Origin of the sequence: Sinomonas sp. ASV486 (assembly GCF_030908215.1) — a bacterium.
Taxonomy (GTDB): Bacteria; Actinomycetota; Actinomycetes; order Actinomycetales; family Micrococcaceae; genus Sinomonas; species Sinomonas puerhi.
Window position 1 is genome coordinate 147,713 of sequence record NZ_JAVFJK010000001.1, and the last position, 26,768, is coordinate 174,480.

Here is a 26,768-nt window from a genome sequence, read left to right on the forward strand (position 1 = left end):
GAGGGGTCTCTGGCCGTGAGTTGTGGGGTCTCTGGCGACCCGCTGCGGGGTCTCTGGCGCCCCTTGGGACCCCACAAGGCGCCGCCAGAGACCCCACAAGGCGCCGCCAGAGACCCCACAACGGGGCGCGGCTAAGCTTGTCGGGTGAGCCCGACCCTCCTGTCCTCCCTGACCACCTCCGCCGTGGGCGGCCCCGCGGCCCGCTTCGAGGTGGCCCGCACCGAGGCCGAGATCATCGATGCCGTCCGCACCGCGGACACGGCGGGCGAACCGCTGCTGATCATTGCCGGCGGCTCGAACCTCGTCGTGTCCGACGACGGCTACCCCGGCACCGTCCTGAAGATCGCCTCCGAGGGACTCGCCGTGAACTCGGCCGACTCGTGCGGCGGGGTCTCAGTCCAGGTCCAGGCCGGGCATCCGTGGGATGCGTTCGTGGACCACGCCGTGCACCACGCGTTCAGCGGGGTCGAGGCCCTCTCCGGCATCCCCGGCTCGACGGGCGCCACGCCCGTGCAGAATGTCGGTGCCTACGGCCAGGACGTCTCGCAGACCATCTGGCAGGTCCGCGCGTGGGACCGCGAGGCAGACGCCGTAAGGACCTTCGTTCCCTCAGAGCTGAAGTTCGCCTACCGGGACTCGCTGCTCAAGCAGACCACGGTCAACGGATCGCCTCGCTATGTGGTGCTCACCGTCGAGTTCCAGCTCGCGCTGGGCCGCATGAGCGCCCCGGTACGGTACGCCGAGCTTGCGCGGGCCCTCGGCGTCGAGCAGGGCCAGCGTGCCTATGCGACGGACGTGCGCCGCGAGGTCCTGCGATTGCGTGCATCAAAGGGCATGGTCCTGGACCGCGGAGACCGGGACACGTACTCAACGGGCTCCTTCTTCACGAACCCCGTGCTGACGGACACCGTCGCCGCATCCCTCCCCGAGGACGCCCCCCGGTACCCGGCGGGGGACGGGCTCGTGAAGACCTCCGCCGCGTGGCTCATCGACCGTGCGGGGTTCCCGAAGGGCTACGGCCTCGAGCCGGGCAGCGTCGCGGGCGGACGCGCCTCCCTGTCCACGAAGCACACCCTCGCCCTGACGAACCGCGGTGACGCCACCGCGAAGGACCTCCTCGCGCTGGCGCGCGAGGTGCGGGACGGGGTCAAGTCCCGGTTCGGCATCGAACTGCACAATGAGCCGCTGCTCATCGGGCTCGAGCTGTGATCGAGCAGGCCCGCTTCCGCCAAGAGGTTGCCGCGGCGGCGGTGCGCCTTTACGCCGAGCATGGCTACGAGGGAACGAGCGCGGACCAGATCGCCGCCGCAGCAGGTCTGTCCCGCAGCACGTTCTTCCGCCAGTTCCGCTCCAAGGAGGATGTGGTCTTCGCCGATCACGACACCCTCCTCGAGCAGGCGCAGGCTTTCCTCGCCGAACCGCACGAGGACCCGTGGAAGGCGGTGTGCCGTGCCGCCGAGCTCGTGTTCGCGCACTTCGAGGGCCTTGGCGATCTGGCACAACTGCGCTACCAAGTGGTCAACCGCGAGCCCGGTCTGCGGGACAAGGAGCTCGTCACGACCTTCCGCTACGAGCGGCTGTTCCAGCGCTACCTCCGCGACACCGTGCCGGGCATTGCCGCCCTCGATGCCGTCCGTTTCGCGTCGACCGTCATCGCGACCCACAACTACTGCCTCCGTGGGCTAATGCGCGGCGAGGCCGGGTTCGACGCCGCCAGGCTGCGGGACGAGCTCGACGCTGTCCGCCGGCTCTACGGCGTCGCGCACGACGCCGGCCCCGTCGCCTCGGGCGCGGGCAGCGGCCGTCCGGGTTCCAGCCCCGATGACATCGTGGTTGCGGTCTTCCCACGCTCGGCCATGCCGGAAGACATCGCACGGAGGATCGGGGAGACCCTCGAGCGGCGCAGCTGACTGACCGGACCGTGGTTGGCGGGTCCATCGAGGTCTGACACTCCGTATCACTTGACCTGAGACTCAGTTTCACGATACATCTGGTGTGTGCCCCACATCACCGACGCTGTGTCCACTGCTGGCCTCGCCCCCGTCGAGGCCGACGCCCCTACCCAAGCCGGCCCCGCGCCGTCGTCCGCCGAGCTCGGCGCCCGCCGGGTCTCGGCGATCGGCGTGATCGGTGCAGGCCTCATGGCCAGCCAGCTCGCGACCCTCTTCGCCCAGCAGCTCCGGCTCCCCGTCACGATGAGCGACCTCTCTCCCGAGCGCGTCGACGCTGCCCTCACCGGCATCCGTGCGAAGCTCGAGCGCGCCGAGGCCAAGGGCCGCCTCGCGCGCGGCGAGGCCGAGGAGATCGCGGGCCTCATCACCGGCACGACCGATCCCGCCGACTTCGCGGGCTGCGGCGCCGTCATCGAGGCCGTGTTCGAGGAACTGAGCGTCAAGCGACAGGTCTTCGCTGCGGCCGAGGCCGCCATCGCACCCGACGCGCTCCTGCTGACCAACACGTCTTCGCTCTCGGTTGAGGCCATGGCCGAAGGCCTCGCGCATCCCGAGCGCGTTGTCGGCTTCCACTTCTTCAACCCCGTCGCGGTCCTGCCGCTCCTCGAGCTGGTCCGGACCCCCGTCGCGTCGGATGCGGCCATGGCCGTCGCCGCGGACCTCGCCGCGGCGCTCGGCAAGACGGCCGTTCCGGTCGCGGATGCCCCCGGGTTCGTGGTGAACCGGATCCTCACGCGCCTCTTCGCCGAGATCCTGGGTGAGATCGAGGCGACGGCCGCCGCGGGAGGGGACCCACTCGCCGTCGACCGCGCCCTCGCCCCCTGGAACCTCCCCATGACCCCGCTGACGCTCATCGACTACATCGGCACCGCCGTCCAGCAGCACATCTGTGCCACGATGCACCGGGCCTACCCCGAGCGCTTCCCGCTCTCCCCGTGGCTCGCCGCCGCGGCGGAGTCCGGCGTTCGGCGCCTGCTTGCGGACGACGGCGGCCTCTCACCCGAGGCGGCCGCCCTCCTTCCGCAGCTGGCCGGGACGGCGGACGCCACCCCCGCCGATCCGGCACAGGTCCTCGAGCGCGTCCACGCCGCTCTCGCCGAGGAGGTCGAGATCATGCTCGCTGAGGGCGTCGTCGCCTCCGCCGAGGATATCGACCGCTGTATGGTCCTCGGCGCCAACTACCCTGCCGGCGGGATCACCCCGCTCCTGGCCCGCTAACCCGCCCAGCCCGTAAGGAAACCGCATGCCTGACTACGACGTCTCCGAGGCCCTCGACACCGACTACTACGCCGTCTTCGCCGGCATCCCGGCCGAGGACCGCGCCCACTGGGACCGCGCCCGCGCGTTCATCGACGAGGCACTGCCGCAGATGAACGAGTATTGGGACCGGGCCGAGTACCCGCTGCACCTGGCCAAGCGCATGGGGGAACTCAACCTCCTCGCGGACGGCATCGAGGTACCCGGCCTGGAGCCCATGAGCCCCCTCGCCGCGGGCCTGGTCAACATGGAGATCTCCCGCGGCGACGGCTCGCTGGGCACCATCGTGGCGGTCCAGGGCGGCCTCGCGCTCCGCTCGATCGCGTTCCACGGCTCCGACGAGCAGAAGGAGCGCTGGCTCGGCCCGCTCGCCCGCGGCGAGGAGCTCGGCTCGTTCGCACTGACCGAGCCGGACCACGGTTCCGACTCGGTCAGCCTTGAGACCACGGCCCGCCGCGACGGCGACCACTGGGTCCTCAACGGCGAGAAGAAGTGGATCGGCAACGGCGCCTCGGGCGGCGTGACCGTCGTGTGGGCCCGCGATGAGGATGGCAACGTCCGCGGCTTCCTGATCGAGCAGGACACCGAGGGCTACGACGCCGAGGTCATCGAGGGCAAGGGCTCGCTGCGTGCGATCCACCAGGCCCGCATACGCCTCACCGACGCGCGGATTCCCGCCGAGAACGTGCTCCCGGGCTCGAAGACGTTCAAGGACACGTCGGCGGTCCTCGTCGCGACCCGCCTCGGCGTCGCGTGGAGTGCGCTCGGACACGCCACCGCGTGCTACGAGGCCGCCGTGAACTACGCGAACCAGCGGACCCAGTTCGGCAAGCCGCTGGCCAGGTTCCAGCTCGTGCAGGACCGCCTCTCCCAGATGCTGGCCGAGCTCACGAGCATGCAGCTGCACTGCATCCACCTCGCGCGACTCGATGCGGCCGGGACCATGCGGCCCACACAGGCGTCCATGGCGAAGTACCACAACACGCGCAAGGCCCGCTTCATCGCCACCACGGCCCGGGACCTGCTCGGCGGCAACGGCATCCTGCTCGAGAACCACGTCATCCGGCACATGATGGACATCGAGTCCATCCACACCTACGAGGGCACCGAGAGCGTCCAGGCCCTGCTGATCGGCCGCGACGTGACCGGCGTCGGCGCCTTCGCCTAGGGGGAACCGATGCACGCTGCGAACCACACTCCGCTGAGCCCCCTGCGCTTCCTCGAGCGCTCGGCGGCCGTCTTTCCGGACAAGACCGCGATCGAGCACGGCGCCCGCCGCTACACCTACGCCGAATTCGGCGCCGAGGCGCAGCGGCTCGCAAAGGCACTCGCCGCCCGGATCAAGCCCGGGGACCGGGTGGCCTTCCTCGCGCCCAACGTCCCCGAGCTGCTCATCGCCCACTTCGCGGTCCCGCTCGCGGGCGGGGTCCTTGTTGCCCTCAACACGCGCCTCGCGGCCCACGAGGTGAAGTACATCCTCGAGCACTCCGAGGCCGCGCTCCTGTTCGCCGACGCCGAGCTGCTGGCAACGGTCGACGGCGTCGCGGACCTGGGCGGGGCCGCCGCCGAGGTGCCGGTCATCGTGGTGCCCGATTCCGAGGCGCGCGATTCCGAGGCGCGCGATGCCGCGGCGACGGGCGCGCGCGAGGCCTCGGGCGCCGTCGTGCGCGGTGCGGAGCACGGACAGCGCGAGCTGTACGCCGACCTGCTCACGGGCGCGCCCGATGGGCCGGACCTGGTCTGGGGCGTCGACGACGAGCAGACGCCCATCACGCTCAACTACACGTCCGGGACCACCGGCAAGCCCAAGGGCGTGCTCTACTCGCACCGCGGCGCGTACCTCAACGCGCTCGGCGAGTCTCACCACCAGGGCTTCGACGGCGACACGCGCTACCTGTGGACCCTGCCGATGTTCCACTGCAACGGCTGGTGCACGCCCTGGGCTGTCACCGCGGCTGCGGGCACGCACGTGTGCCTGCGGGCCGTCCGCGCGGACGCGGTGTGGGCCGCGCTCGACGACGGTGTGACCCACCTGTGCGGGGCGCCCACCGTGTGCTCGATCATCGCGGACGCGGAGCAGGCCCACACGCTGACGCCACAGGGCGCCGCCGCCCCGCTCAAGATCACGACGGCGGGCGCGCCCCCGTCGCCCACGATCATCCGCAGACTCAGCGACCTCGGCGTGACGGTGGTGCACGTCTACGGCCTCACCGAGGTCTACGGGCCGTATACGATCTGCGAATACCAGCCCGCGTGGGATTCGCTGTCCGCGGACGAGCGGGCTGCCAAGCTGTCCCGCCAGGGGGTGGGCATGGTGCAGGCCGAGACGGCGCGCATCGTGGAGATCGGCACGGTCGGCGACCTGGTCGACGTCCCTGCCGACGGCGACACCATCGGCGAGATCGTCCTGCGCGGCAACAATGTCATGCTCGGCTACTACCGGGATCCCGAAGCCACCGAGCGCGCGTTTGCCGGCGGCTGGTTCCACACGGGCGACCTCGGCGTCATGCACCCGGATGGATACATCCAGCTCAAGGATCGGGCCAAGGACATCGTCATCTCGGGCGGCGAGAACATCTCGACGATCGAGGTCGAGCAGGCCATCGTCTCGCACCCCGACGTGCTCGACGTCGCCGTGATCGGGGTGCCGGACGAGCGCTGGGGCGAGCGGCCGGTCGCGTTCGTGGTGCGGGCCCGCGCCTCGGACCTCGCGGCCGAGGAGCTCGCCGCGCACGTGCGTGGGCTGATCGCGGGGTTCAAGGTCCCGCGCGAGATCCACTTCACCGACGAGCTGCCCAAGACTTCCACGGGCAAGACCCTCAAGCATGAGCTGCGCGCCCTCGCGGCGCTCGCGGCGGAAGGAGCACGATGAGCGAGAACCACAACCCCTCCCCTGAAGCCCGTTCCGGAGGGCGTGCCGATGACGTAGTCATCGTCGGAGCGGCCCGCACCCCGCAGGGCAAGCTGCTCGGGCAGCTCGCGGCAGTCTCGGCCGTCGAGCTCGGCGGCACCGCGATGGCCGGCGCGCTCAGCCGCGCGGGGCTTGCTCCCGAGGACGTCGACGCCGTGGTGATGGGCCACGTGCTCCAGGGCGGCGCCGGGCAGAACCCGGCGCGGCAGTCCGCGGTCGCCGCCGGTATCCCGCTCACGGCGCCCGCGATCACGGTGAATAAGGTGTGCCTCTCGGGGCTGTCCGCAGTCATCGAGGCCGCGCGCATGCTGCGGCTGGGCGAGGCGGCCGTGGTCGTGGCGGGCGGGCAGGAGTCCATGAGCCAGGCGCCGCGTCTGCTCTCCGGGACGCGCTCGGGGTCCGCGTACGGGTCCCTCGAACTCCTCGACTCCGCCGCCCATGACGGACTCACCGACGCCTTCGACCACGAGGCCATGGGCCTCGCGACCGACAAGGCCAACGCGGCCCTCGGGCTGACCCGCGAGGAGGCCGACGCGGTGGCTGCTGCCTCGCACGTCCGCGCCGGGGCAGCGCTTGCCTCGGGGATTTGGGCCCAGGAGATCGTGCCCGTCAAGGTCCCTCAGCGCAAGGGCGCGGTGCTCGAGGTCACCGAGGACGAGGGCATCCGCCCGGACTCAACCCCGGAGACCCTCGCCCGGCTCCGACCGGCCTTCTCCGCGGACGGGACCGTCACTGCAGGCAACGCCTCGCCCATCTCCGACGGCGCCTCGGCCCTCGTGCTGACGACCCGCGCGGAAGCCGAGCGGCGCGCGCTGGAGGTGCTCGCCGTCGTGCGCTCGCACGGTCAGATCGCCGGACCGGACACGACCCTGCCGGACAAGCCGGCCAAGGCCATCTCCGCGGCGCTGGCCCGCGAGGGCTGGACGACGGGGGATCTCGACATCGTGGAGATCAACGAGGCGTTTGCGACCGTTGCCGCCCACTCGGCGGCGCTGCTCGGCGTGCCGATGGACCGCGTGAACGTCAATGGCGGCGCGATCGCGATCGGGCACCCGATCGGGTCCTCGGGGGCGCGGGCCGTGGTGAGCGCGGTGCACGAGCTCGTCCGCCGCGGTTCCGGCCGCGCCGCTGTGGCGCTCTGCGGCGGCGGGGGACAGGGCGACGCCCTCCTCCTCGAGCGCTGACCCGCATCCCCCGTCTGGGGTCACCTTCTGCAAGTCACCTGAGGTGACCCACAGAAGGTGACTCCCGGAAGTTGACTCGCAGAAGTTCCGGACGGCTGCGGACGCCGACTGTCCGCATATCGGGCCATGATGGGGCCATGGGACTTTCCGACCCGGCCGGGCGCCAGCTGCGCACGACGGCGCTGGCCCGCCTCAGGCTCGTCGCGCAGGGTCTGCTTCCGGTCGCCTCGGTGGGTGAGGCGCTTGGGCTCGCGGCCGACCCCGTCGCTGCGGTGCGCCGCATGACGGCGCTCCAGAGCCAGAACCTTCCGGCCGGGCTGCTCCAGGTCGCGGTGCGGACGCGGGGGTGCTCGGAGGCCGCGGTGGTGGAGGCCCTCGCCGGTGGGGGGATCGTGCGGACCTGGACCATGCGGGGCACCCTGTTCACAGTCGCCGCTTCGGACGTCCGAACGCTGGTGGGGCTCGCATCGGAACGCGTCATGCGCTCGGCGTCGTCGCGCCACCGGGACCTGGGCATCACCGAGGAGGACGTCGCGGTGGTTCGGAAGGTCGCCGAGGATCGGCTCGCCGGTGGGGGCGGCCTGACCCGCGCCGAGCTGTTCGAGGCGTTCGAGGCGGCCGGGCAGCCTGCGTCGGCCCAGCGCGGGATCCACCTCATCTCGATCCTGAGTCACCGCCTCGTCCTCGTGCAGGGTCCGCTGCGCGGGAGGCAGCAGGAGTTCCGTCTCGCGGACGAGTGGCTCCCGGCGGCGGAGGGCCTCGCGGGCGACGACGCGCTCGAGCACCTCGCCGGCCGGTACATCGCCTCCCACGGGCCGGTGGACGAACGGGACTTCGCGTGGTGGTTCGGCCAGCCTGTGGGGCGGGTACGGGGCCCGTTCGCGGCGGCCGCAGCGGGGTCCGCCGAGGTCATGTTCGGGGAACGCACCCTGTTCTGTGCCCCCGGCGTGGCGGCGCTCGCTGACTCGCGCGCTGGCGCACGGGCTGCGGCGGTGCTGCCGGGCTTCGATGAGCTGGCGATCGGGTACCCGGACCGCTCCGTGGCGATCCCCGACCCCTATCTCGAGCGCATCGTCCCGGGGCTCAACGGCATCTTCAAGTCGATGGTGACCGTGGGCGGCCGGGCTGTCGGCACGTGGACGAAGGGCGGTACGCCCGCAGCGCCCCGAGTGGACCTCGACCTGTTCGAGGAACTGGGGCCCGCCGCCTCGGCCGGCGTGGCCAAGGCAGTCAGGCGGATCGAGGCCTACTGGGCGGGATAGGCGCGGGGCGCTCAGTGTCCCGTCGGCGCGGTTATCCACAGGCGCGTCGAGGCCCGTTGTCAGAGGCGTGGGAGCCGGGCGAGGATCGGCACATGGACAAGCGCACCGCTCAGGCCCTGATCGCACCGAGGTGGCCCCCGCGAGACGTGGCTTCGACAGCAGCGCTCCGTCAGGCGGGAATTGACGACCGGCTCCTGACTGGAGCCGTCAGAGTGGGCGTGATTGTGAGGCTCAGGCGAGGGGCCTACATTCCCCTTCACCGCTGGACAAGTCTCAAGCCGTGGGAGAAGGACGCCGCACGAGTCGATGCGCACATCGAGGGAACCGGCGGCTCGGCGGTCTACTGTCTGAGCACCGCGGCAATCCTCCACGGCCTTTCGGTCTGGAATGTCGGCCCAGAGGTCCATGTGGCCGTTGGCTACGCCGGATCCGGTACGAGTCGGGGCGCTGACTCGTTGTCCCATCGACTCGAGCTCGCGACGGAGGACGTCGTGGTTGTGGTCCGCCGCGGGCGACGGCTGAGAGCGACGTCGATGGCGCGGACGATTGCGGACTGCGCACGGCAGTTGCCGTACGAGGAAGCGGTGGTTATTGGGGACAGCGCGCTCCATCGGGGTGTGCCCCGCGTGGACATTGTGCGGGCCGTCGCGGCGGGGTCAGCGCGTGGGCGGCGCCGCGCGTCGAAGGTCCTCGATGCGCTCGAATCCGCGACGGAGTCGCCGGGGGAATCGCGCGTCCGGGTGCTCGTCGAGCGGCTCGGCTTCGAGAAGCCAGTGGTTCAGCTCGTGCTCTCCACACCGGAGGGGGAATACCGGGCCGACTTCGCCTGGCCGGAACTCATGATCATCATCGAGTTCGACGGCGAGGGGAAGTACATGGACTACGAGCCGACGCCGGCGGTGCTCTTGGCCGAGCGGCGCAGGGAGGCCCTGCTCATGGAACAAGGCTGGATCTTCATCCGGCTTCGTTGGTCGGATCTTGAGAGGCCGGACGATGTTCGGCGCAGGATCGAAGCCGCGATGGACCGCGCCCGGCGGCGCACGGCCTGAGCCGTTGCCGACGCTTTGAGATCGACTCGCGGCCGGCCACACAAGAGCGGCCCTTGACCGCATGAGCGGCCGGGGTCCGGGCCGCCCATGCGGTCGAGGGCCGCTGATGTGGCGTAGGGCCGCTCGTGCGCTGGCGCAGCACGACGCATAGGGCCGCTGATGCGGTGCGGGTTCGCTCCTGGGCGTCAGCATCCTGCCGATGCGGTCCCGGCCGCCTCAGCAGCAAGACTCAGAGCGTCCCGGTGGCGATCTTGAGCATGCGGCGCAGCGGCTCGGCCGCGCCCCAGAGGAGCTGGTCGCCCACCGTGAAGGCGGAGATGTATTCCGGCCCCATCTCGAGCTTGCGGACCCGGCCCACGGGGATGTCGAGCGTGCCCGACGCCGCGACGGGGGTCAGCTGGTCCATCGAGGCCTGCTTCTCGTTGGGGACCACGTGCGCCCACTCGTTGTCTGCATCGATGAGCTTCTCGATCTCGGCGACGGATAGGTCCTCGCGCAGCTTGAGCGTGAGCGCCTGGGAGTGGGACCGCATGGCGCCGATGCGCACGCAGAGCCCGTCCATGATCACGGGCTCGATCGCGGCTCCGGCCCCGGTGCCGAGGATCTTGTTGGTCTCGACCCCGGCCTTCCACTCCTCCTTGGACTGGCCGTTGCCGAGGTCCGCATCGATCCACGGGATGAGCGAGCCCGCGAGCGGCACGCCGAACTGCGTCGCATCGACGCCGCCGCGCTGGGCAGCGAGGACCTTGCGGTCGATCTCGAGGATGGCCGACGCCGGGTCGGACAGCTCCGCGGCCACGGCGCCGTTGAGCGTGCCGAACTGCGTGAGGAGCTCGCGCATGTGGCGCGCGCCGCCGCCGGAGGCGGCCTGGTACGTCATCGATGTGCCCCACTCGACGAGGTTGTTGCGGAACAGCCCGCCGAGGCCCATGAGCATGCACGAGACGGTGCAGTTGCCGCCGATGAAGTCCTTCACGCCGGACGCGAGGCCCTCGTCGATGACCGTCCGGTTCACCGGGTCGAGGACGATGATCGAATCCTCGTTCATGCGCAGCGTCGACGCCGCGTCGATCCACAGGCCGTCCCACCCCGCGGCGCGCAGCTTCGGGTGGGCCTGATTGGTGTAGTCCCCGCCCTGAGCGGTCACAATGATCGGAAGCTTCTTCAGCGCCTCGATGTCGTACGCGTCCTGGAGGGCACCGGCGTCGCCCGCGGCAGAACCCGTGAAGGACGGCGCCGCGCCGCCCGCATTGGACGTCGAGAAGAACACCGGGTCAATCGAGGCGAAATCGCCCTCGTCCTGCATGCGCTCCATGAGGACAGAGCCGACCATGCCGCGCCAGCCGACGAAGCCTACCGAAGAAGTCATAGGGACTATTCTAATGGCGATGCCGCCCGCCCGCCTGTGGCACGCATCTCACCGTCGCGCGCGGAAGGCGGACGTTCGACGGCGCGGGGCCGCCTCGTGTGTCGGCCTCACCGCGTCAGGTCACGCCACCTGATCCCCGCGGACGGCGCGGAGCGTGACGACGAGAGCGTCGTCGTCGGCCGGGAACTCGGCGATGTCCTCGGTGCCCGGGACTGCCTGCCCGAGCATCCACCCGCCGTCGCCCGCGCGACGGATGCTGAGAGCGACCCCGTGCCCCTCGATGTGCCGCTCAACCAGCACTCGGCCCTCGGGATGCTCGGTGAGGTGGCCGCGGACGAGGGCGAAGGTGGCCTCGGCGCCCGGGAGTTCCGCGGGCTGGGGAAGCACCCACCAGGTCCCGTAGGCGCGCGGCCGGGCGAGGACCGCGACCTCGGGTGCCTCGAGCAGCACAATGCGGTCGGACCACTCGGGAGACTCGAGGGTCAGGAGCATCCGCCGCTCGGCGGCCCCGAGGGCAACGGCGATTCCTGCCACCGCTCCTTCGACGCTCAGCTCCCCCTGGGCATCCACGTGCGCGTAGCTCCGCGCGACGAGGGAGGATACCCCGGCGGAGACCAGATCGGGGACGTTCGCGTAGTGGTCCACGCCGAGCAGCGCCGCCGTCGCGGGCGTCGACTCGCCGCCGTGGAAGGCGAGCAGGGCCAGGACCTCCGCGAATCCAAGGCCGATCTGCTCGGGCGCGGGGGCGTCTTCGGTCACGTTGAGCCTCTGCGGAACTCCACGATCCGGTAGGGGACGCCCGTGCGGGAGGTGAGCCACCCGCCGTCGTCCGGCTGGACCGCCCCGAGTCGCCACTCGCTGCCGAGCGCCGGCGCAAACGTGTCACCGTCCACGTCGAGATCGAGGATCGTCACGACCGCCACCTCCGCGAGCGGCAGCGCCTCGGCGAACAGCTCCCCTCCGCCGATCACCCACACGAGCTCGGCGCCGGGCGAGTCGGCGGCCGTCGCGAGCGCGGCCTCGACGGAATGCACGACGACGGCGCCGTCGGCCTCCCACCCGGGCTGGCGCGTGACCACGAGGTTCGTGCGGCCCGAGAAAGGCCGGAACCGGTCGGGGATCGAGTCCCACGTGCGCCGGCCCATGACCACGGGATGCCCGGTGGTGGTGGCCGCGAAGTGCTTCAGGTCCTCGGGAACATGCCACGGCATGGCCCCGTCCTTGCCGATCACGCCGCCCGCCTGGGTCTGTGCCCAGATCAGCCCGATCTCGCGGCGCGTGGTCTCTCTGTTCATACGGCTGTTCACACCGCTACGCGAGCCTTGATCGCCGGATGGTGCTGGTACCCGAGCACCTCGAAGTCCTCGTACCGGTAGTCGAAGATGCTCTCAGGCGTCCGGGCGAACTTCAGCTGCGGGGACGGGTAGGCGTCGCGGGTGAGCTGTTCGTGGACCTGCTCGAGGTGGTTGTCGTAGATGTGGCAGTCCCCGCCCGTCCAGACGAAGTCGCCCACGCCGAGGCCGAGCTGCTCGGCGACCATATGGGTCAGGAGCGCGTACGAGGCGATGTTGAAGGGGACGCCCAGGAACATGTCGGCGCTGCGCTGGTACAGCTGGCAGCTCAGCTTGGCAGGGGACCCCTCGGCGCCCGGAGACACGTAGAACTGGAACAGCGCGTGGCACGGCGGCAGGGCCATGCTCGGGATCTCGGCCACGTTCCACGCCGAGACGATGTGCCGCCGGGAGTCCGGGGTGGTGCGCAGCGAGTCCATGACGGCCGCGATCTGGTCGATGTGCCCGCCGTCCGGCGTGGGCCACGAGCGCCACTGGACGCCGTAGACGGGACCCAGCTCGCCGGCGTCGTCCGCCCACTCGTCCCAGATGGTGACGCCCTGCTCCTGGAGCCAGCGCACGTTCGAGTCGCCGCGCAGGAACCACAGGAGCTCAAGTGCCACCGACTTGAAGTGCACGCGCTTGGTGGTGATGAGGGGGAAGCCTTCGGCGAGGTCGAAGCGGATCTGGCGGCCGAACACGCTCCGGGTCCCCGTGCCGGTCCGGTCGCCCTTGTGGGTGCCGTTCTCGAGCACGTCGCGCAGGAGGTCCTCGTAGGGAGTCGGGATCATGGCATCCAGCCTACTCAGTCATCGAAGGGCTTCACCTGTTCGAGGGCCACGACGCGCTGCCGCCCCTCGACGGGCACGTGGAACACGATGAGTTCCCCGGGCGTGAGATACGGATCGGAGGTGGGCAGCTCCGAGGCCAGCCCCGGGGCGAGGAAGGTCCGGAATTCGTGCAGGAGGGTCGGGAGGACCGGCCGGTGGCTGCACAGCACCGCGGGCTTGCCCTTGTCGAAGAGACTCACGACGGCGGCCGCGGCCTTCCGCGGCTTTCTCGCGGCGCCATGCTCGGTCAGGTCCTCGACCAGCCGAATCTTGACCTTCGAGCGGGATGCCCGCACATACGGGAGCACGGTGTCGAGACAGCGCCGCCAGGGGCTGGTCACGACGCGGACCGGCTTCCATACGGTCAGGAGGCGCCCCACGGCCTGGGCCTGCCGGACGCCGCTTGCGGCGAGGGTTCGGTCCCCCTCGGCCTTGGTCCAGGAGCTTCGGGGCTTGGCCTTCGCATGCCGCAGGAGGATGAGCGGACGCGTCGCGAGGTGCCCTCTGCGGTGCGCATCGACGAGGGCCTTGAGGGGCGCAACGTCCGTGCGGTTGGTCAGGAGGCGCTCGGCCTCGTCGGGGCTGCACCAGTAGGTCTGGTCAACCTCTGCGCCGTCGGGCCGGATGGTCGTCGACTTCTCGATCTGGATGGCCCAGTAGCGGACCGACTTGAGCCCCACGGGAACGCGGTAGTGGGTAGGCGGTAGGGGGATGCCGAGCCGCGCGTCGGCCCCTATCTCCTCCCGGACCTCGCGGGCCGCGCACTCGGGGAGCGTCTCTCCGGAGTCCAGCTTGCCCTTGGGCCATGACCAGTCGTCGTAGCGCGGCCGGTGGATCATCAGGACCTCGAGCCGATCGCCGCTCGCACGCCAGGGAATGGCCCCGGCGGCATGGACGGCGATCGGCTCGCCGGGATGTTCGGTCTGGTCCTCGACCGGGGTGTCTGCCATCAGCGCAGGCTCACGGGCCGCTGCCGTGCGCGCGAGGCGAGGAGCCAGGACTGGATGTCCTCGAGCGGCTTGCCGTCCTCGTCGAGGTGGTGGCGGGTCCAGCCGCCATCGGTGTCGAGATGCCACGAGGCTGTGGTTGACGCAACGTACCGGTCGAGCAGCGCGGTCAGGTCCGAGATGTCGTCGCGGTTCCGCAACTGCACGAGGGCCTCGACTCGGCGGTCCAGATTGCGGTGCATCATGTCGGCGGAGCCGATGTACACGACAGGGTTGCCGCCGTTGGCGAAGGCGAACACGCGGGAGTGCTCGAGGAACCGCCCCAGGATCGAGCGGACCGTGATGTTCTCGCTCAGTCCCGGCACGCCGGGGCGGAGTGCGCAGATGCCTCGGACGATGATGTCCACCGTCACCCCGGCCTGTGAGGCCCGGTAGAGCGAGTCGATGATGGCCTCATCGACCATCGAGTTGACCTTGATGACCACGCGCGCCCGCAGGCCGGCCCCAGCGTTGCGGATCTCCGTCTCGATGCGGTCGATGAGCCCCGAGCGGACCGAGCGGGGAGCTACGAGGAGCCGCTTGAACGTGGACTTGGGGGCGTAGCCGGAGAGCTGGTTGAAGAGCCTGGACAGGTCGTCGCCCACCTGCTCGTCGCACGTGAGGAGGCCCAGGTCCTCGTAGTAGCGCGCCGTGCGCGGGTGGTAGTTGCCGGTGCCGATGTGGCAGTAGCGGCGGAGCCCGTCGTTCTCCTGGCGCACCACGAGCGAGAGCTTGCAGTGCGTCTTGAGGCCCACGATCCCGTAGACCACGTGGACGCCGGCCTGCTCGAGCTTGCGCGCCCACGAGATGTTGGCCTGCTCATCGAAGCGGGCCTTGATCTCCACGAGCGCAAGGACCTGCTTGCCCGCTTCGGCCGCATCGATCAGGGCGTCGACGATGGGGGAGTCGCCGGACGTGCGGTAGAGGGTCTGCTTGATGGCCTGGACCTTCGGGTCCGAGGCCGCCTGCTCGAGGAAGGCCTGGACCGAGGTCGAGAACGAGTCGTAGGGGTGGTGGAGGAGGATGTCGCGGCGGCGCATGGCCGCGAACACGTTCGCGGCCTTGGACGTCTCGGATTCGTTGAGGTAGCGGGACGTGTGCGCGAGCTGCTTCGGGTAGTGCAGTTCGGGCCTGTCAATCCCGCCGATCACGGAAAGGCCGCGCAGGTCCAGCGGCGCGGGGAGGGAGTACACCTCTGGCTCCTCGACCCCGAGCTCGCGCACGAGCAGCGCCCGGACGTTGGGGCTGATGTCCGTGGTCACCTCGAGGCGGACCGGCGGGCCGAAGCGCCGGCGCAGGAGCTCCTTCTCGAGCGCCTGGAGGAGGTTCTCGGCGTCGTCCTCCTCGACCTCGAGGTCCTCGTTGCGGGTCACGCGGAACGTGTGGTGCTCAAGCACCTCCATGCCCGGGAACAGCTGGTCGAGGTGCACCGCGATGAGGTCCTCGAGCGGGATGAACCGCGCGGCGCGGCGCGGGAGGTTCCCGGCGCGGGGGCCGTCCACTGAGATGAGCCGGGGCAGCTGGTCCGGCACCTTGAGCCGAGCGAACAGCTCTTTGTCGCTCACAGGGTTGCGGACGATCACCGCAAGGTTGAGCGAGAGGCCTGAGATGTAGGGGAACGGATGCGCGGGGTCCACGGCGAGGGGCGTGAGGATCGGGAACACCTGCTCGGAGAACATCGTGCTCAGCTGCTCGTGCTCTGCCTCGCCCAGATCGTCCCACGTGACGAGCCGGATCCCCGACTCCTCGAGGGCCGGGCGGATCTGCTCGGCGAACGCCTTGCAGTGGCGCTCCTGGAGCACGTGGGCGGCCTCGGAAATTTGCTCGAGGACCTCGTGCGGGCTCAGACCGGCGGGGGAGGGGACAGCGAGCCCGGTGGCGATGCGGCGCTTGAGCCCCGCGACCCGGACCATGAAGAACTCATCGAGGTTCGAGGCGAAGATCGAGAGGAAGTTGACCCGCTCGAGGAGGAACAGGTCGGGGTCCTCGGCGAGCTCGAGGACGCGCGCGTTGAAGGCGAGCCAGCTCAGTTCGCGGTCGAGGAAGCGGTCCGTGCCGTGCTCGCCGTCGGGAGTGGGGCTCGGGGCGGTCTCGGGGATGTAGAAGCGGTCCTCGGTGGCGCGCGCCGCGGGCACCTCGGAGGATCCGAACACCGGCGCGGTGCGGGCGGCCCTGGGGCTGGTCGTCCCGGACGACGGCGCGGCGGCAGGTTCCGCTGCTCCGGCGGCTGGCGAGGCGGCGCCGTCGTGCGTCGAACATTCGGCGACAGCCGTGGGCGAGTGGGGCTCAGAGGTCGTGGTGCTCTGGTCCCGTGCGGCTTCAGTCATGGTTCCTCTCCAGAGCCGGTGTGTGGCCTGTCTGGGGCCAACCCTAATGGCCAACCCTACCTAGCGGACCTGTACGGTTGGCCTGCCCCCGGGGTCGGCGGTGCTGTACAGGACGTCCTTGTCCCACACCGTGAAGCCGAGCCTGCGGTACATCGCGACGGCGGGGCGGTTGTCCGCGTCGGTGTACAGCATGATGGTGCCCAGCCCGAGCGAGTGGAGGTAGTCGATGCCGTGGAGCGTGAGGGCCCGACCGAGGCCCCGTCCCTGCGCTTCGGGCACGACGCCGACGGCGTAGACCTCGCCGAGGGCACGGTGCTCGCCATGGGCGGGGTGGACCTTGGTCCAGTGGAAGCCGAGGAGATGGTCCGACTCGTCGACGGCGAGGAAGAAGCCCTCGGGATCGAACCAGTCCTCGGCCATGCGCGCCTCGAGGTCGCTGCGCCGAAGCTGCCCCTGTTCCGGGTGGTGGGCGAAGGCCGAGCGGTTGGCGTCGAGCCAGGCCTCCTCATCGCGCCCCGGCTCGAAGGCCCGGATCCTGACCCCTGGCGACAGTGCCGGCGTGTCCTCGTGGCGCCGGCGGACCAGCACCATCTTCCACAGCTCGCGCTCCGGCGTGAACCCATACATGGCCGCGAGCTCCGCCGCGGCCTCGTGGTTGCCGTGCGACCAGGCCTTGAGGCCCGCGAGTCCGGCTTCCGCCCGCACGTCACGGATCGCCTCGACGAGCCTGGTTCCCACACCCTGATTGCGGTAGGTGGGATGGACGGCCAGCTCAACGACCCCTGAGCCGTCGGGCCCGAAGGCGATCGCGGCGAGACCCGCGAGGTCCTCGGGGGCAGAGGATCCCGAGGTGTCGTCGAGGGCATGCACCGCAACCGTCAGGATCTCCTCCGCACGGGTGTCCGGGGACTTCAGGAGCACCGTGGTCTGCTCGGAGAGGGACGGATTGCCGTCCGCGTCCTCGGCGGCCTCCAGCAGGTCCCGGATCTCGGCCCACAGGGCTTTGGGCACGCGTCCCTCGACGACGGTGACTGGCCAATCCTGCGGGTATGCGCTGGTCATGGGGAAAGGCTAGCGAACGGCGCGCGAATCGGCAGGAGTTTGCCCGCGCGCCGGGTCTCAGGTACAGTCGACATCTGCCGCCGACCAGCCGACTGGCCAGTCGACGGGCAGGGGGGATCCACCAGTGGGGTGGCCTCGATACGTTCGACCCGTATGTCCTCCACGATTCCCAGACGAGTTGCAGGCGAATCTCAGAGGGACACAGGGCCCCGCACACCGTGCGGGGCCCTGTGTCCGTCTCCAGCCGCGGTGATGCCAGCCGAGGCCTGCAGTATTCGGCGAGTGTTCACCTCGGGGCCGCTTGATTTCAGGCGGCAGGCAGGATCTCCGCTTGTACGCTCGAACCATGTCCTCACAGCCCGGTCCGCCGCCGCTGCACCGGAAGCTCGAGGCCGAACTGCGCAGCCGGATCTCGACCGGGCGGTGGCGCGCCGGCACGAGCCTGCCGAGCGAAGCTGCCCTGAGCAGCGAATTCGGCGTCTCCCGGGGCACCGTGCGGCAGGCCCTCACATCGCTGCGCGACGAGGGACTGCTCTTCGGGGGCCGCGGACGGCGGCCTACCGTGCGGTCGGGGGCCAAGTCCCAGCCCCTCTCGACGTTCCTGCCGTTCGCCGAGTGGGCACGGCAGGAGAACCTGAACCCCGGCCAGCGCACGCTCGAGGCCGCCCGGCGGGAGGCGAGCGCCGAGGCCTGCTGTGCCCTCGAGCTGCCGGACGGAGCCTTCGTTGTCAACATCCTCCGCCTGCGTCTCCTCGACGGCGAGGCCGCGATGCTCGAACGCAGCTCGTTCGTGCTGGATGTGGGCCGGTACCTCGCCGACTCGCATGCCGGAACCGAGTCGATCGTGGAGTTCCTGGGCGAGCGCGGGATCTGGCTAGAGAGCGCGCACCATACGGTCGATGCCATCGCCGCGTCGACCGCGGACGCCCAGCTCCTCGGCGTCGACATCGGGGCGCCGCTGCTGCGCGAGCGCCGGACCACCTACGATTCCGGCGGGCGGCCGGTCGAGTACTCCGATGACCGCTACCTTCCGACTCTGACGAACTTCAGCATTGAGAACCGCGTGCGCGGACCAGTGCCACTGACGGGGCAGCGGGCCTGATGAGGCGTGGACTGGGCGGGCTGGGGCTCAGGCCTCGCTGAGCTCATCCTCGGGCAGCCGGGTCAGGGTGAGGCGGTAGCCGACGTTGCGCACGGTTCCGATGAGCCCCTCGTGGTCGGTGCCCAGCTTCGCGCGCAGCCGCCGCACGTGGACGTCAACGGTGCGGGTGCCGCCGTAGTAGTCGTAGCCCCACACCTCGGTGAGCAGCTGCTGGCGCGTGAACACGCGCCCTGGGTGCTGGGCGAGGTACTTGAGGAGCTCGAATTCCTTGAACGTCAGATTGAGCGCCGCACCGTTGACCTTGGCGGTATAGCTCGCCTCGTCGATCACGACGCCGGCCGCGCGGATCTCAGTCTCGGGCTCCTCGACGGTCGACGCGCGGGAGACGGCGAGCCGGATGCGCGCCTCGACCTCGGCCGGACCCGCGGAGTCGAGCACGACGTCGTCGACCGCCCACGCAGAGGACACGGCGGCCATGCCGCCCTCGGTGAGGATCAGGATGAGCGGGGCGGCGAGGCCGGTGGCCCTCAAGAGCTGGGTGAGCGAGCGCGACCCCACGAGGTCCCTGCGCGCGTCGAGGAAGATGACGTCCGAGGGGTCTGCGTCGAGCAGCGCCGTGGGCTCGGCAGGCAGGATGTGGACGCGGTGGTTGAGCAGCTCAAGCGCCGGAAGGATGTCGACCGACGAGCCCGTGGCGTTTGTCAGGAGCAGGATGTGCGACATGGTTCCTCCCGAAGAGATGTCTGCACGGCATCGGGCAGGGTACCTATGACGCCCAATTATAGGCGGACAGCCCGCATTTCCGGGGCATGCGTCACATTGGGGGCGGCAATGCGGGCGGCAGCGTGGGAGGCAGTGAGGGAGGATGGCAGGGTGACTAACACTGACCTGAGGGCAGCGCACGGGAGGGCAATGTGAAGGCCTGGACGCGTTCCGTGGCGAGCGGGGCCGTGGCGATCGCGGGAATTGGGGTGGCTGTCGGGTCGAGCATGGGCGGAACCGTGGCCCAGTTCATCTCAGTGGCCGTGGTCGCCGTCGTCGTCGGCTTCGGCTGGCCGCATTTCCTGGGCATCCCCGCCAAGAAGACCAACGGCGCCGTGGTCGCGCTCGCGGGGGTCGCCTCGGCGGCTGCCGCGGCCTTCGTGCCCGGCCCCGAGTACCTCGCATGGACGCCGCTCGCCATCGCCGCGGGCGTCATGGCCGCCGTCGTGGTCCAGCTCATCCGGGGCACGGGGCAGAGCCACCGCCTCGAGTCGGCCTTCGGTACGAGCGCCGGGGTTCTCCTGTGCGGCCTCGGTGCAGGGTGGATCGCGACGGCGCGCCTCACCGGGGCGGGATCCATGCTCCTCGTCGCGGCGATCACCACCGTGGTCGCGCTCCTGATCGGGATGATCCGCTGGCCGGACACGATCGTCGGGCCGCTTGCCATCGTGTTCTCCGGCCTCGCGGCACCCCTCGCCGGTCTCGTCTTCGCGGACATCACCGTGCTGCCGGCGACCATCGCCGGTGTCGTGATCGGCGCCGTCCTCGCGGCCTTCCGCGCGCTCAACAGCACCCGCCCGGACAGGGTCGCGGCCCTGGGGTTCGTGGCGCTCGGGCTCGCGCCAGCCTTTGCGGTGGGAGCCATCGCCTACTTCATGGACCGCATGCTCGTGGTGTGACGCAGGCCGGGCAAGCACTGCCCGGGAACGCGTTACGATGGCGCTATGAGCGTTGTTGCCTTCGAGATCTTCTTCATCGTCCTTCTTGCTGTCGCCTCGGTCGCCATGGCCTGGTTCGCTGGCCTCGTGGTCTGGAAGCTGTTCAAGGGCCAGCGCTAGGGCGCGACGACGTCCCTGCCGCCAAGGAGTCCTGAGTGCCCATCGAGATCCCATCCGGACTGACCCCCGAGCTTGTCCCACTGTCGTGGCTCATCGGGGAATGGGAGGGACGGGGCCGACTCGGTGCCGGGGAGGGGGAGGACCCCCATTTCATCCAGCGCATGGTCTTCGTGGACGCCGGCTTCCCCTACCTGCAGTACACCGCCGAGAGCTGGCTGGCCGACGAGGACGGGAACCGCATCCGGCCCCTTGCGACTGAGATGGGCTACTGGCAGATCGACCGTCCGCTTCAGGACGCCGACGGCGGGCCGGGCCTCGCTCCGCCGGACATCGTGCCGACCTACACGTCCGCCGAGGCGGTCGAGTCCCTGCGCAACAGCCAGGACGGGTTCGACATCACGGCCACGATCGTCCATCCAGGTAGTATCGCCGAGCTGTACTACGGGCAGATCAAGGGCCCGCAGATCCACTTGAGCACGGACGCCGTGCTGCGCGGTGCGCATGCCCGCGACTACAAGGCGGCCACGCGCATCTTCGGACTCGTGAACTCGGACCTCTTCTGGCGCTGGGACGTGGCAGCGGCCGGCGCGCCGCTCGCTCCCCACGCCTCCGCGATCCTCCGCCGGCTCTCCGGGCCGCGGAGCGCACAAGCGCCATCAGAGTAGACCGCCGGGAGTGAAATCTCCCCTTCACGCGTTGGACTGATCATGACGTACGCTTCCCCACTCCTTGCGCGGCACGGTGCTGTCGCGGCCCTTGGCCCCGACGAGGGTGTGGCCGCCCATTATGGCGACCCTATGCGGGAGCAGCGGGCACTCGCGCACGGGAGTGCCGCCGTCGACCTCTCCTACCGCGGCGTCGTGACCGTCGCGGGCCCCGACCGGCTCTCGTGGCTCACGACCCTCTCCTCCCAGCAGGTCACCGGCCTCAGGCCGGGGGACTCGAGTGAGCTGCTCCTGCTGAGCATCCAGGGCCGGATCGAGTTCGACGCCCGGATCATGGACGACGGCGAGCGGGCCTGGCTCCTCGTCGAGGCGGGCGAGGCGGGGGGCCTCGCCACGTGGCTGACGTCCATGAAGTTCATGCTCCGCGTCGAGGTCACCGACGAGTCCGAGCGGTGGGGCGTCCTCGCGTCGACCCGGCGGCTCGAGTCCCTCGATGCGTTCGGCCCGCACGCTGCTGCGCTCGTCTGGGCCGACCCCTGGCCGCACGTTGCGCCGGGCGGCTACAGCTATGCGGCCGTCGATGACGCCCACCACCCGGGCCTCGACCGGCCGTGGTTCGAGCATGTGGTGGAGCGCTCGCGGCTCGCCGACGCCATCGAGGCCCTTGAGGCCGACGGGGTGGGGCTTGCCGGCACGATGGCCTCCGAGGCCTTGCGCATCGCCGCGTGGCGCCCGCGCTGGGGGCTCGAGACTGATGAGCGCACCATCCCGCACGAGCTCGACCTGCTCAGGACTGCCGTTCACCTCTCGAAGGGCTGCTACAAGGGCCAGGAGACGATCGCGCGCGTGCACAACCTCGGGCACCCGCCGCGGCGCCTCACCCTCCTCCAGCTCGACGGTTCTACCCACACCCTGCCCGCGGCGGGCAGCCCCGTGGTGGCCGCAGGGGGCGCCGGGGACGCCACCAGGCCCCTGGGCCGGGTGACGTCTGCGGCCCTCCACTACGAGATGGGTCCGATTGCCCTCGCCGTGCTCAAGCGCTCGGTCGACCCGGACGCCGCCCTCGTGGTCCACGGCGAGGCCGAGGGCGAGGAGTACGCCGCCGCTCAAGAGCCCATTGTCGCGCCCGACGCCGGCCAGGTCGTCGGTCGTCCCACCGGATTGCTCAGGAGGAACGCATGACCGACACCCCGCACAGCCAGATTCCCGACGACGTCATCGCGCTCGCCGGCAAGCTCTTCGACGCCGCGCGCGCCGGCGACGAGACCGCGCTGAGCTCTTACCTCTCGGCCGGCGCACCTGCCACTCTGACCAATGAGTCCGGCGACACCCTCATGATGCTCGCCGCGTACCACGGACATCCAGCGCTCGTGCGGCTCCTCGGCAAGCACGGTGCGGATGTCGAGACGGCCAACGACCGCGGACAGACACCGCTCGCCGGTGCCGTCTTCAAAGGCCACTCGGAGGTCGTCGACGAGCTCCTTGCGCTGGGGGCAAACCCCGACGCGGGATCTCCCACGGCGCGTCAGGCCGCCCACCTGTTCGGCCGAGCCGAGATCCTGGACCGCTTCGGGACGGCCGGCTAGCGGCCGCCCCATTCGGCGGCGACCTGCGGACCGGCCCTGTCCTCAGTAACGTGAGAACCTAGTCGGATGGAAGATATTCAACGGCCGTGGGCCGCTCTGTGGGCGCTGGTGATCGGGTTCTTCATGATCCTGATCGACACGACGATCGTTTCCGTCGCCAACCCCGCGATCATGCGGGGGATCGGTGCGGACATCAACGAGGTCATCTGGGTCACGAGCGCCTATCTGCTGGCCTACGTCGTGCCGCTCCTGATCACCGGGCGGCTCGGGGATCGTTTCGGGCCCAAGAACATCTACCTCATCGGGCTCGTGCTCTTCACCCTCGCTTCGCTGTGGTGCGGCCTGTCGGGGAACATCACATCGCTCATCGCCGCGCGCGTGGCGCAGGGCCTAGGGGCGGGCCTGATGACGCCCCAGACCATGGCCGTCATCACGCGGATCTTCCCACCCGAGCGCCGCGGCACCGCGATGAGCATCTGGGGCTCGACGGCGGGCGTCGCGATGCTTGTCGGCCCGATCCTGGGCGGGCTGCTCGTGGACGGATTCGGCTGGGAGTGGGTGTTCTTCATCAACATTCCGGTGGGCGTTGTCGGGTTCGTCCTCGCGTGGCGCAGGGTCCCCAGGCTCGCGACCCATTCGCACCGCTTCGACTGGCTCGGCGTCATCCTGAGCGGTCTGGGCATGTTCCTCATCGTGTTCGGCATCCAGGAAGGCCAGACCTACTCGTGGGGCGAGATCTCGGGCCCCGTCACGGTGTGGGGGCTCATCGCTGCCGGTGTGGTCGTGATGGCGGTCTTCGTGCTGTGGCAGTGGCGCAACAAGGCCGAACCGCTCGTGCCACTGGGCCTCTTCCGTGACCGGAACTTCACGCTCTCCAACCTTGGCATCTCGACCGTGGGCTTCGCGGTGACATCCTTCGGCCTGCCGACGATCTTCTACTACCAGCTGGTCCGGGGGATGACGCCGACGCAGTCGGCGCTCATGATGATCCCCATGGCCGTGCTCTCCGGCGGACTCGCGCCGGTGGCCGGACGCTTCGTAGACCGTGGGCACGCGAAGGTCATGAACATCGGCGGCATGCTCCTGTTCGTCGTGTCGCTCGTCCTCTACTACGTGCTGCTCACGCCGGACCAGCCCATCTGGGTGCTCCTCATCCCCGGCGCCGTCCTCGGCATCGCCAACGCCGGCCTCTGGGGCCCGCTCGCCACGCTCGCGACCCGGAGCCTCCCGCCGCACCTCGCGGGTGCCGGCTCGGGCATCTACAACACGACCCGCCAGATCGGCGCGGTGCTCGGCAGCGCGGCGATCGCCGCCCTCATGCAGGCGCGGCTCGCCGCAGAGCTCCCGGCCAGGCCGGGCGGTGCGTCCCAGAGCACCGCAGCCCTCGCGAGCGGGCCGCTCCCGCCGTTCATCCAGGCGCCGTTCACCACCGCGATGGCCCAATCCGTCCTGCTGCCCGCGGCCGTGCTGGTCATTGGCCTCGTGGTTGCGTTCTTCTATGTCAAGCCGGCCGCCGCACCCGAGCCGGGCGCCGGTGCGCGGGACACAGTGGCCGATTCCCGCCGCTGACACCTCCGCCGAGGTCACCGGGTGTGGTGCCGAGGTCACCGGGTGTGGTGCCGAGGTCACCGGGTGTGGTGCCGAGGTCACCGGGTGTGGTGCCGAGGTCACCGGGTGTGGTGCCGAGGTCACCGGGTGTGGCGCTGAGGTCACCGGGTGTGGCGCTGAAGTCACCCGGTGTGCGAGTGATATTGCGCGGCGCGCGTCAGCGCCGGGGGAGCGTGACTGAGGTGAGATGCCCCTGAGGCTTGATTCCGAGCGAGTCCGCGAGCCGGAGCCCCGCGATCGCGTGGGACGGCACGGCCACTTGGACGATCAGCCCATCGGCCAGGGCCTCGTGCGCAGCGACGGAGGCGGCGAGCCGCCCGAGCCCGCGCCGCCGCAGGCTGGGGGCGACCAGGACGCTCAGGTCGGCGAGGAGCCCATCCCGCTCCGAATATGCGGCGCACGCTGCCGGCCCGTCGGGGAGCATGACGGTGAAGCGATGCTCCCGTTCGGTCAGCCCGGCAGAGGAGACATCGTCGGGTGGGCAGCGCATTTCGAGCTCGATCGCCTCCGGTGCACCGCGGGAGACCTGCGGCTCGGCGTCCGGCTGGTCGAGAGGAAGCTCGTCAGCGAACCCGAGCACAGCAGTCCGCAGCCCGTGTGCTCCGGGACCGGCTAGGCGCAGGAGCGCGCCCCCTTCCACGAGGTCGTCGACGTCGAGGTCGGCCGCCGCCTCGACGAGCTCTGTCGGCCCCGAAAGGGCCAGTTGCCCGAAGAGCACGACGGCGACCAGCTCGCGCGCCGCGTCACGGCACCCGAGCAGCCGCTCGCCGTCGTCCGAGAAGGACAGGTCGGGAAGGCCGAGGCGACGCGCCCACGCAAGCCGCACGATCCCGCGGCTTCCCTCGTGGAACGAGTGGGGCATGCTCACCCGAAGAGGACCGCGGCCTCGTCGTACCGGTGCTTCGGCACGGTCTTGAGCCGGCCGAGGGCCTCCTCGAAGCCGACGTGGGCGATCTCGGTGCCGTGCAGCGAGACCATCGTGCCCCAGCGGCCCTCCACGACGGAGTCGATCGCGGCCATGCCGAGCCGGGTGGCGAGAACCCGGTCGAAGGCGGTCGGAACGCCGCCGCGCTGGATGTGCCCGAGGGTTGTCGCACGGGTCTCGATGCCCGTGCGGGCCTCGATCTCGGGGGCGAGCTGCTCCGCGATGCCACCGAGGCGGGGGCGGCCGAAGGTGTCCAGGCCTCGCTCGGAGTGGGGTGCGGCCATGCCCTCCAGGACGAACCCCTCGGCAACGACCACGAGGGGTGCGCGGCCGCGGTCCCGGGCGAGCTGGACCCACGTGGTGACCTGGTCCATCGTGACCTTGTGCTCCGGGATGAGGATTGCGTGGGCGCCAGAGGCCATCCCCGAGTGCAGCGCGATCCACCCGACGTGGCGCCCCATGACCTCGGCGATCATGCAGCGATGGTGGGATTCGCCGGTGGTGCGGAGCCGGTCGATCGCCTCGGTGGCGATCTCGACGGCCGTGTCGAAGCCGAACGTGTAGTCCGTCGCGTCGAGGTCGTTGTCGACGGTCTTGGGGACGCCCACGATCCTCAGGCCGGCGTCCGTGAGGCGCCGGGCCGCGGCAAGCGTCCCCTCGCCGCCGATGGCGATGATCGCGTCGATCCCGAGGCGGTCCATGTGGCCCTTGATGACCGCGGGTCCGCCGCCGTTCTCGAACGGGTTGGTGCGGGATGTGCCCAGGATCGTGCCGCCCTGCTTGGCGATGCCCCGCACCCTGGTGCGGGGCAGATCGATCACGTCGCCCTCGACGACGCCGCGCCAGCCGTCCAGGTACCCCACGAACTCCTGCCCGTGCACGGCGATGCCCTTGAGCACCGCACCGCGGATAACAGCGTTGAGCCCGGGGCAGTCGCCGCCGGAGGTGAGGATGCCGATCTTCATTCAGGGGCCTTCCCGTAGGTGCGGCCGATGCGCTGCGCAGGCGGTCCGCCGGTGGTGTGGAGGAGGCGCCGCGTTGAGCCCGCGCCCATTCTAGCCACGGCGACCGTGGCGTACACCACATGACGGGGGGCCGTGACGCACGACGGCGCGGGCTCGGACGCGGGACAGGCGTTCAGACGGCGGGGCCGTCCTGATGGGTCTTCGGGTCGGACGGCCTGATGTCAGTGGCATACGGGCTTCGCATCGGCTGCCCATCTCCCGACCGGGCGTCATCGGAGGACGGCGCGTCCTCGCGGATCGTGCGCTCCGCGCCGCCTGCTGCGGTGCCGACCGCAGCGTCGGACGTTGTGCCGACAGTACGGCGGCGGCGTGCGCCTGCGAGGGCGCCGCCGACGACGAGACCCAGACCCGCGATGAGGAGGAGGACCACGGCGGCGACGCCGGGGTCCACCGAGAGCCATCCGATGCGGCCCACGATGATGAGCGCGGCGGTCGCCACGAGGACCGCACCCCAGACGATCGTGCCCACACTTGGACCCTGCGGGTACTCGTGCTGTGCCTTGAAGTTCGTGCTCAT

25 protein-coding genes are annotated in these 26,768 nt (G+C 70.5%); 14 read left to right on the forward strand and 11 right to left on the reverse strand.

The window, feature by feature from the left end; genetic code table 11:
- The first annotated feature begins 144 nt into the window (after window positions 1-144).
- From RBS60_RS00645 to RBS60_RS00680, 8 genes are all read left to right on the forward strand, one after another.
- Window positions 145-1,209 (forward strand): UDP-N-acetylmuramate dehydrogenase, encoded by a 1,065-nt coding sequence (locus tag RBS60_RS00645; protein WP_307955582.1) that lies wholly within the window; start codon window positions 145-147, stop codon window positions 1,207-1,209.
- Window positions 1,206-1,910: a helix-turn-helix domain-containing protein gene (locus RBS60_RS00650; protein ID WP_307955583.1), complete on the forward strand. Its 705-nt coding sequence runs from the start codon at window positions 1,206-1,208 to the stop codon at window positions 1,908-1,910. The genes RBS60_RS00645 and RBS60_RS00650 overlap by 4 nt, the downstream gene beginning before the upstream one ends.
- Window positions 1,911-1,997: 87 nt before the next feature.
- Window positions 1,998-3,170 carry a 3-hydroxyacyl-CoA dehydrogenase NAD-binding domain-containing protein gene (locus RBS60_RS00655; RefSeq protein WP_307955584.1) on the forward strand — a complete coding sequence of 391 codons (1,173 nt, stop codon included), beginning with the start codon at window positions 1,998-2,000 and terminating at the stop codon, window positions 3,168-3,170.
- Window positions 3,171-3,195: 25 nt separating this feature from the next.
- On the forward strand, window positions 3,196-4,377 hold the full coding sequence (locus RBS60_RS00660; RefSeq protein ID WP_307955585.1) for an acyl-CoA dehydrogenase family protein: 1,182 nt from the start codon (window positions 3,196-3,198) through the stop codon (window positions 4,375-4,377).
- 9 nt (window positions 4,378-4,386) lie between these two features.
- Complete coding sequence (locus RBS60_RS00665) at window positions 4,387-6,081, forward strand: AMP-binding protein (RefSeq protein WP_307955586.1); 1,695 nt, start codon at window positions 4,387-4,389, stop codon at window positions 6,079-6,081.
- Window positions 6,078-7,304, forward strand: a complete 1,227-nt coding sequence (locus tag RBS60_RS00670) for an acetyl-CoA C-acetyltransferase (protein ID WP_307955587.1) — start codon at window positions 6,078-6,080, stop codon at window positions 7,302-7,304. The genes RBS60_RS00665 and RBS60_RS00670 overlap by 4 nt, the downstream gene beginning before the upstream one ends.
- Window positions 7,305-7,441: 137 nt before the next feature.
- Window positions 7,442-8,566 carry a winged helix DNA-binding domain-containing protein gene (locus RBS60_RS00675; RefSeq protein ID WP_307955588.1) on the forward strand — a complete coding sequence of 375 codons (1,125 nt, stop codon included), beginning with the start codon at window positions 7,442-7,444 and terminating at the stop codon, window positions 8,564-8,566.
- 92 nt (window positions 8,567-8,658) lie between these two features.
- Complete coding sequence (locus RBS60_RS00680; RefSeq protein WP_307955589.1) at window positions 8,659-9,615, forward strand: type IV toxin-antitoxin system AbiEi family antitoxin domain-containing protein; 957 nt, start codon at window positions 8,659-8,661, stop codon at window positions 9,613-9,615.
- A gap of 229 nt (window positions 9,616-9,844) precedes the next feature.
- Here RBS60_RS00680 and asd read toward each other — a convergent pair whose 3' ends face one another.
- From asd to mshD, 7 genes are all read right to left on the reverse strand, one after another.
- Window positions 9,845-10,984, reverse strand: a complete 1,140-nt coding sequence (gene asd / locus RBS60_RS00685) for an aspartate-semialdehyde dehydrogenase (RefSeq protein WP_307955590.1) — start codon at window positions 10,982-10,984, stop codon at window positions 9,845-9,847.
- 120 nt (window positions 10,985-11,104) lie between these two features.
- Entirely contained in the window at window positions 11,105-11,743 is a 639-nt protein-coding gene (locus RBS60_RS00690) for a hypothetical protein (protein WP_307955591.1), read from the reverse strand.
- The gene (locus tag RBS60_RS00695) at window positions 11,740-12,279 is read right to left on the reverse strand and encodes a dihydrofolate reductase (RefSeq protein ID WP_307955592.1); all 540 of its coding nucleotides are present in this window, start codon (window positions 12,277-12,279) and stop codon (window positions 11,740-11,742) included. The genes RBS60_RS00690 and RBS60_RS00695 overlap by 4 nt, the downstream gene beginning before the upstream one ends.
- Window positions 12,280-12,287: 8 nt before the next feature.
- Window positions 12,288-13,106, reverse strand: coding sequence for a thymidylate synthase (locus RBS60_RS00700; protein WP_307955593.1), 819 nt, complete (start codon window positions 13,104-13,106; stop codon window positions 12,288-12,290).
- A 14-nt stretch (window positions 13,107-13,120) separates the two neighbouring features.
- The gene (locus tag RBS60_RS00705) at window positions 13,121-14,098 is read right to left on the reverse strand and encodes an NUDIX hydrolase (protein ID WP_307955980.1); all 978 of its coding nucleotides are present in this window, start codon (window positions 14,096-14,098) and stop codon (window positions 13,121-13,123) included.
- Window positions 14,095-16,458 carry an RNA degradosome polyphosphate kinase gene (locus RBS60_RS00710; protein ID WP_307955594.1) on the reverse strand — a complete coding sequence of 788 codons (2,364 nt, stop codon included), beginning with the start codon at window positions 16,456-16,458 and terminating at the stop codon, window positions 14,095-14,097. The genes RBS60_RS00705 and RBS60_RS00710 overlap by 4 nt, the downstream gene beginning before the upstream one ends.
- Window positions 16,459-16,518: 60 nt before the next feature.
- Entirely contained in the window at window positions 16,519-17,520 is a 1,002-nt protein-coding gene (gene mshD / locus RBS60_RS00715) for a mycothiol synthase (protein WP_307955595.1), read from the reverse strand.
- Between the two features lie 346 nt (window positions 17,521-17,866).
- On the opposite strand from mshD, the gene RBS60_RS00720 reads away from it, so the two are divergent.
- Window positions 17,867-18,622 (forward strand): GntR family transcriptional regulator, encoded by a 756-nt coding sequence (locus tag RBS60_RS00720; protein ID WP_307955596.1) that lies wholly within the window; start codon window positions 17,867-17,869, stop codon window positions 18,620-18,622.
- Window positions 18,623-18,649: 27 nt separating this feature from the next.
- On the opposite strand, the gene RBS60_RS00725 is transcribed toward RBS60_RS00720, so the two are convergent.
- Window positions 18,650-19,345, reverse strand: a complete 696-nt coding sequence (locus RBS60_RS00725) for a response regulator transcription factor (protein ID WP_307955597.1) — start codon at window positions 19,343-19,345, stop codon at window positions 18,650-18,652.
- Window positions 19,346-19,536: 191 nt separating this feature from the next.
- Between RBS60_RS00725 and RBS60_RS00730 the strand changes: the two genes are divergently transcribed.
- The 5 genes from RBS60_RS00730 to RBS60_RS00750 all read left to right on the forward strand — a co-directional run bounded on the left by RBS60_RS00730 (window position 19,537) and on the right by RBS60_RS00750 (window position 24,262).
- Window positions 19,537-20,283, forward strand: a complete 747-nt coding sequence (locus RBS60_RS00730; RefSeq protein WP_307955598.1) for a permease — start codon at window positions 19,537-19,539, stop codon at window positions 20,281-20,283.
- A 194-nt stretch (window positions 20,284-20,477) separates the two neighbouring features.
- Window positions 20,478-21,107 carry an FABP family protein gene (locus RBS60_RS00735; RefSeq protein ID WP_307955599.1) on the forward strand — a complete coding sequence of 210 codons (630 nt, stop codon included), beginning with the start codon at window positions 20,478-20,480 and terminating at the stop codon, window positions 21,105-21,107.
- A 42-nt stretch (window positions 21,108-21,149) separates the two neighbouring features.
- A complete protein-coding gene (locus RBS60_RS00740) occupies window positions 21,150-22,289 on the forward strand; it encodes a folate-binding protein (RefSeq protein WP_307955600.1) in 1,140 nt (379 codons plus the stop codon).
- Window positions 22,286-22,693, forward strand: coding sequence for an ankyrin repeat domain-containing protein (locus RBS60_RS00745; protein ID WP_307955601.1), 408 nt, complete (start codon window positions 22,286-22,288; stop codon window positions 22,691-22,693). The genes RBS60_RS00740 and RBS60_RS00745 overlap by 4 nt, the downstream gene beginning before the upstream one ends.
- 66 nt (window positions 22,694-22,759) lie before the next feature.
- Window positions 22,760-24,262: a DHA2 family efflux MFS transporter permease subunit gene (locus tag RBS60_RS00750; protein WP_307955602.1), complete on the forward strand. Its 1,503-nt coding sequence runs from the start codon at window positions 22,760-22,762 to the stop codon at window positions 24,260-24,262.
- A 196-nt stretch (window positions 24,263-24,458) separates the two neighbouring features.
- Here RBS60_RS00750 and RBS60_RS00755 read toward each other — a convergent pair whose 3' ends face one another.
- From RBS60_RS00755 to RBS60_RS00765, 3 genes are all read right to left on the reverse strand, one after another.
- Window positions 24,459-25,163, reverse strand: a complete 705-nt coding sequence (locus tag RBS60_RS00755) for a GNAT family N-acetyltransferase (RefSeq protein ID WP_307955603.1) — start codon at window positions 25,161-25,163, stop codon at window positions 24,459-24,461.
- Between the two features lie 2 nt (window positions 25,164-25,165).
- The gene (locus RBS60_RS00760; RefSeq protein ID WP_307955604.1) at window positions 25,166-26,191 is read right to left on the reverse strand and encodes a 6-phosphofructokinase; all 1,026 of its coding nucleotides are present in this window, start codon (window positions 26,189-26,191) and stop codon (window positions 25,166-25,168) included.
- Window positions 26,192-26,363: 172 nt separating this feature from the next.
- Window positions 26,364-26,768 carry a hypothetical protein gene (locus tag RBS60_RS00765; RefSeq protein ID WP_307955605.1) on the reverse strand — a complete coding sequence of 135 codons (405 nt, stop codon included), beginning with the start codon at window positions 26,766-26,768 and terminating at the stop codon, window positions 26,364-26,366.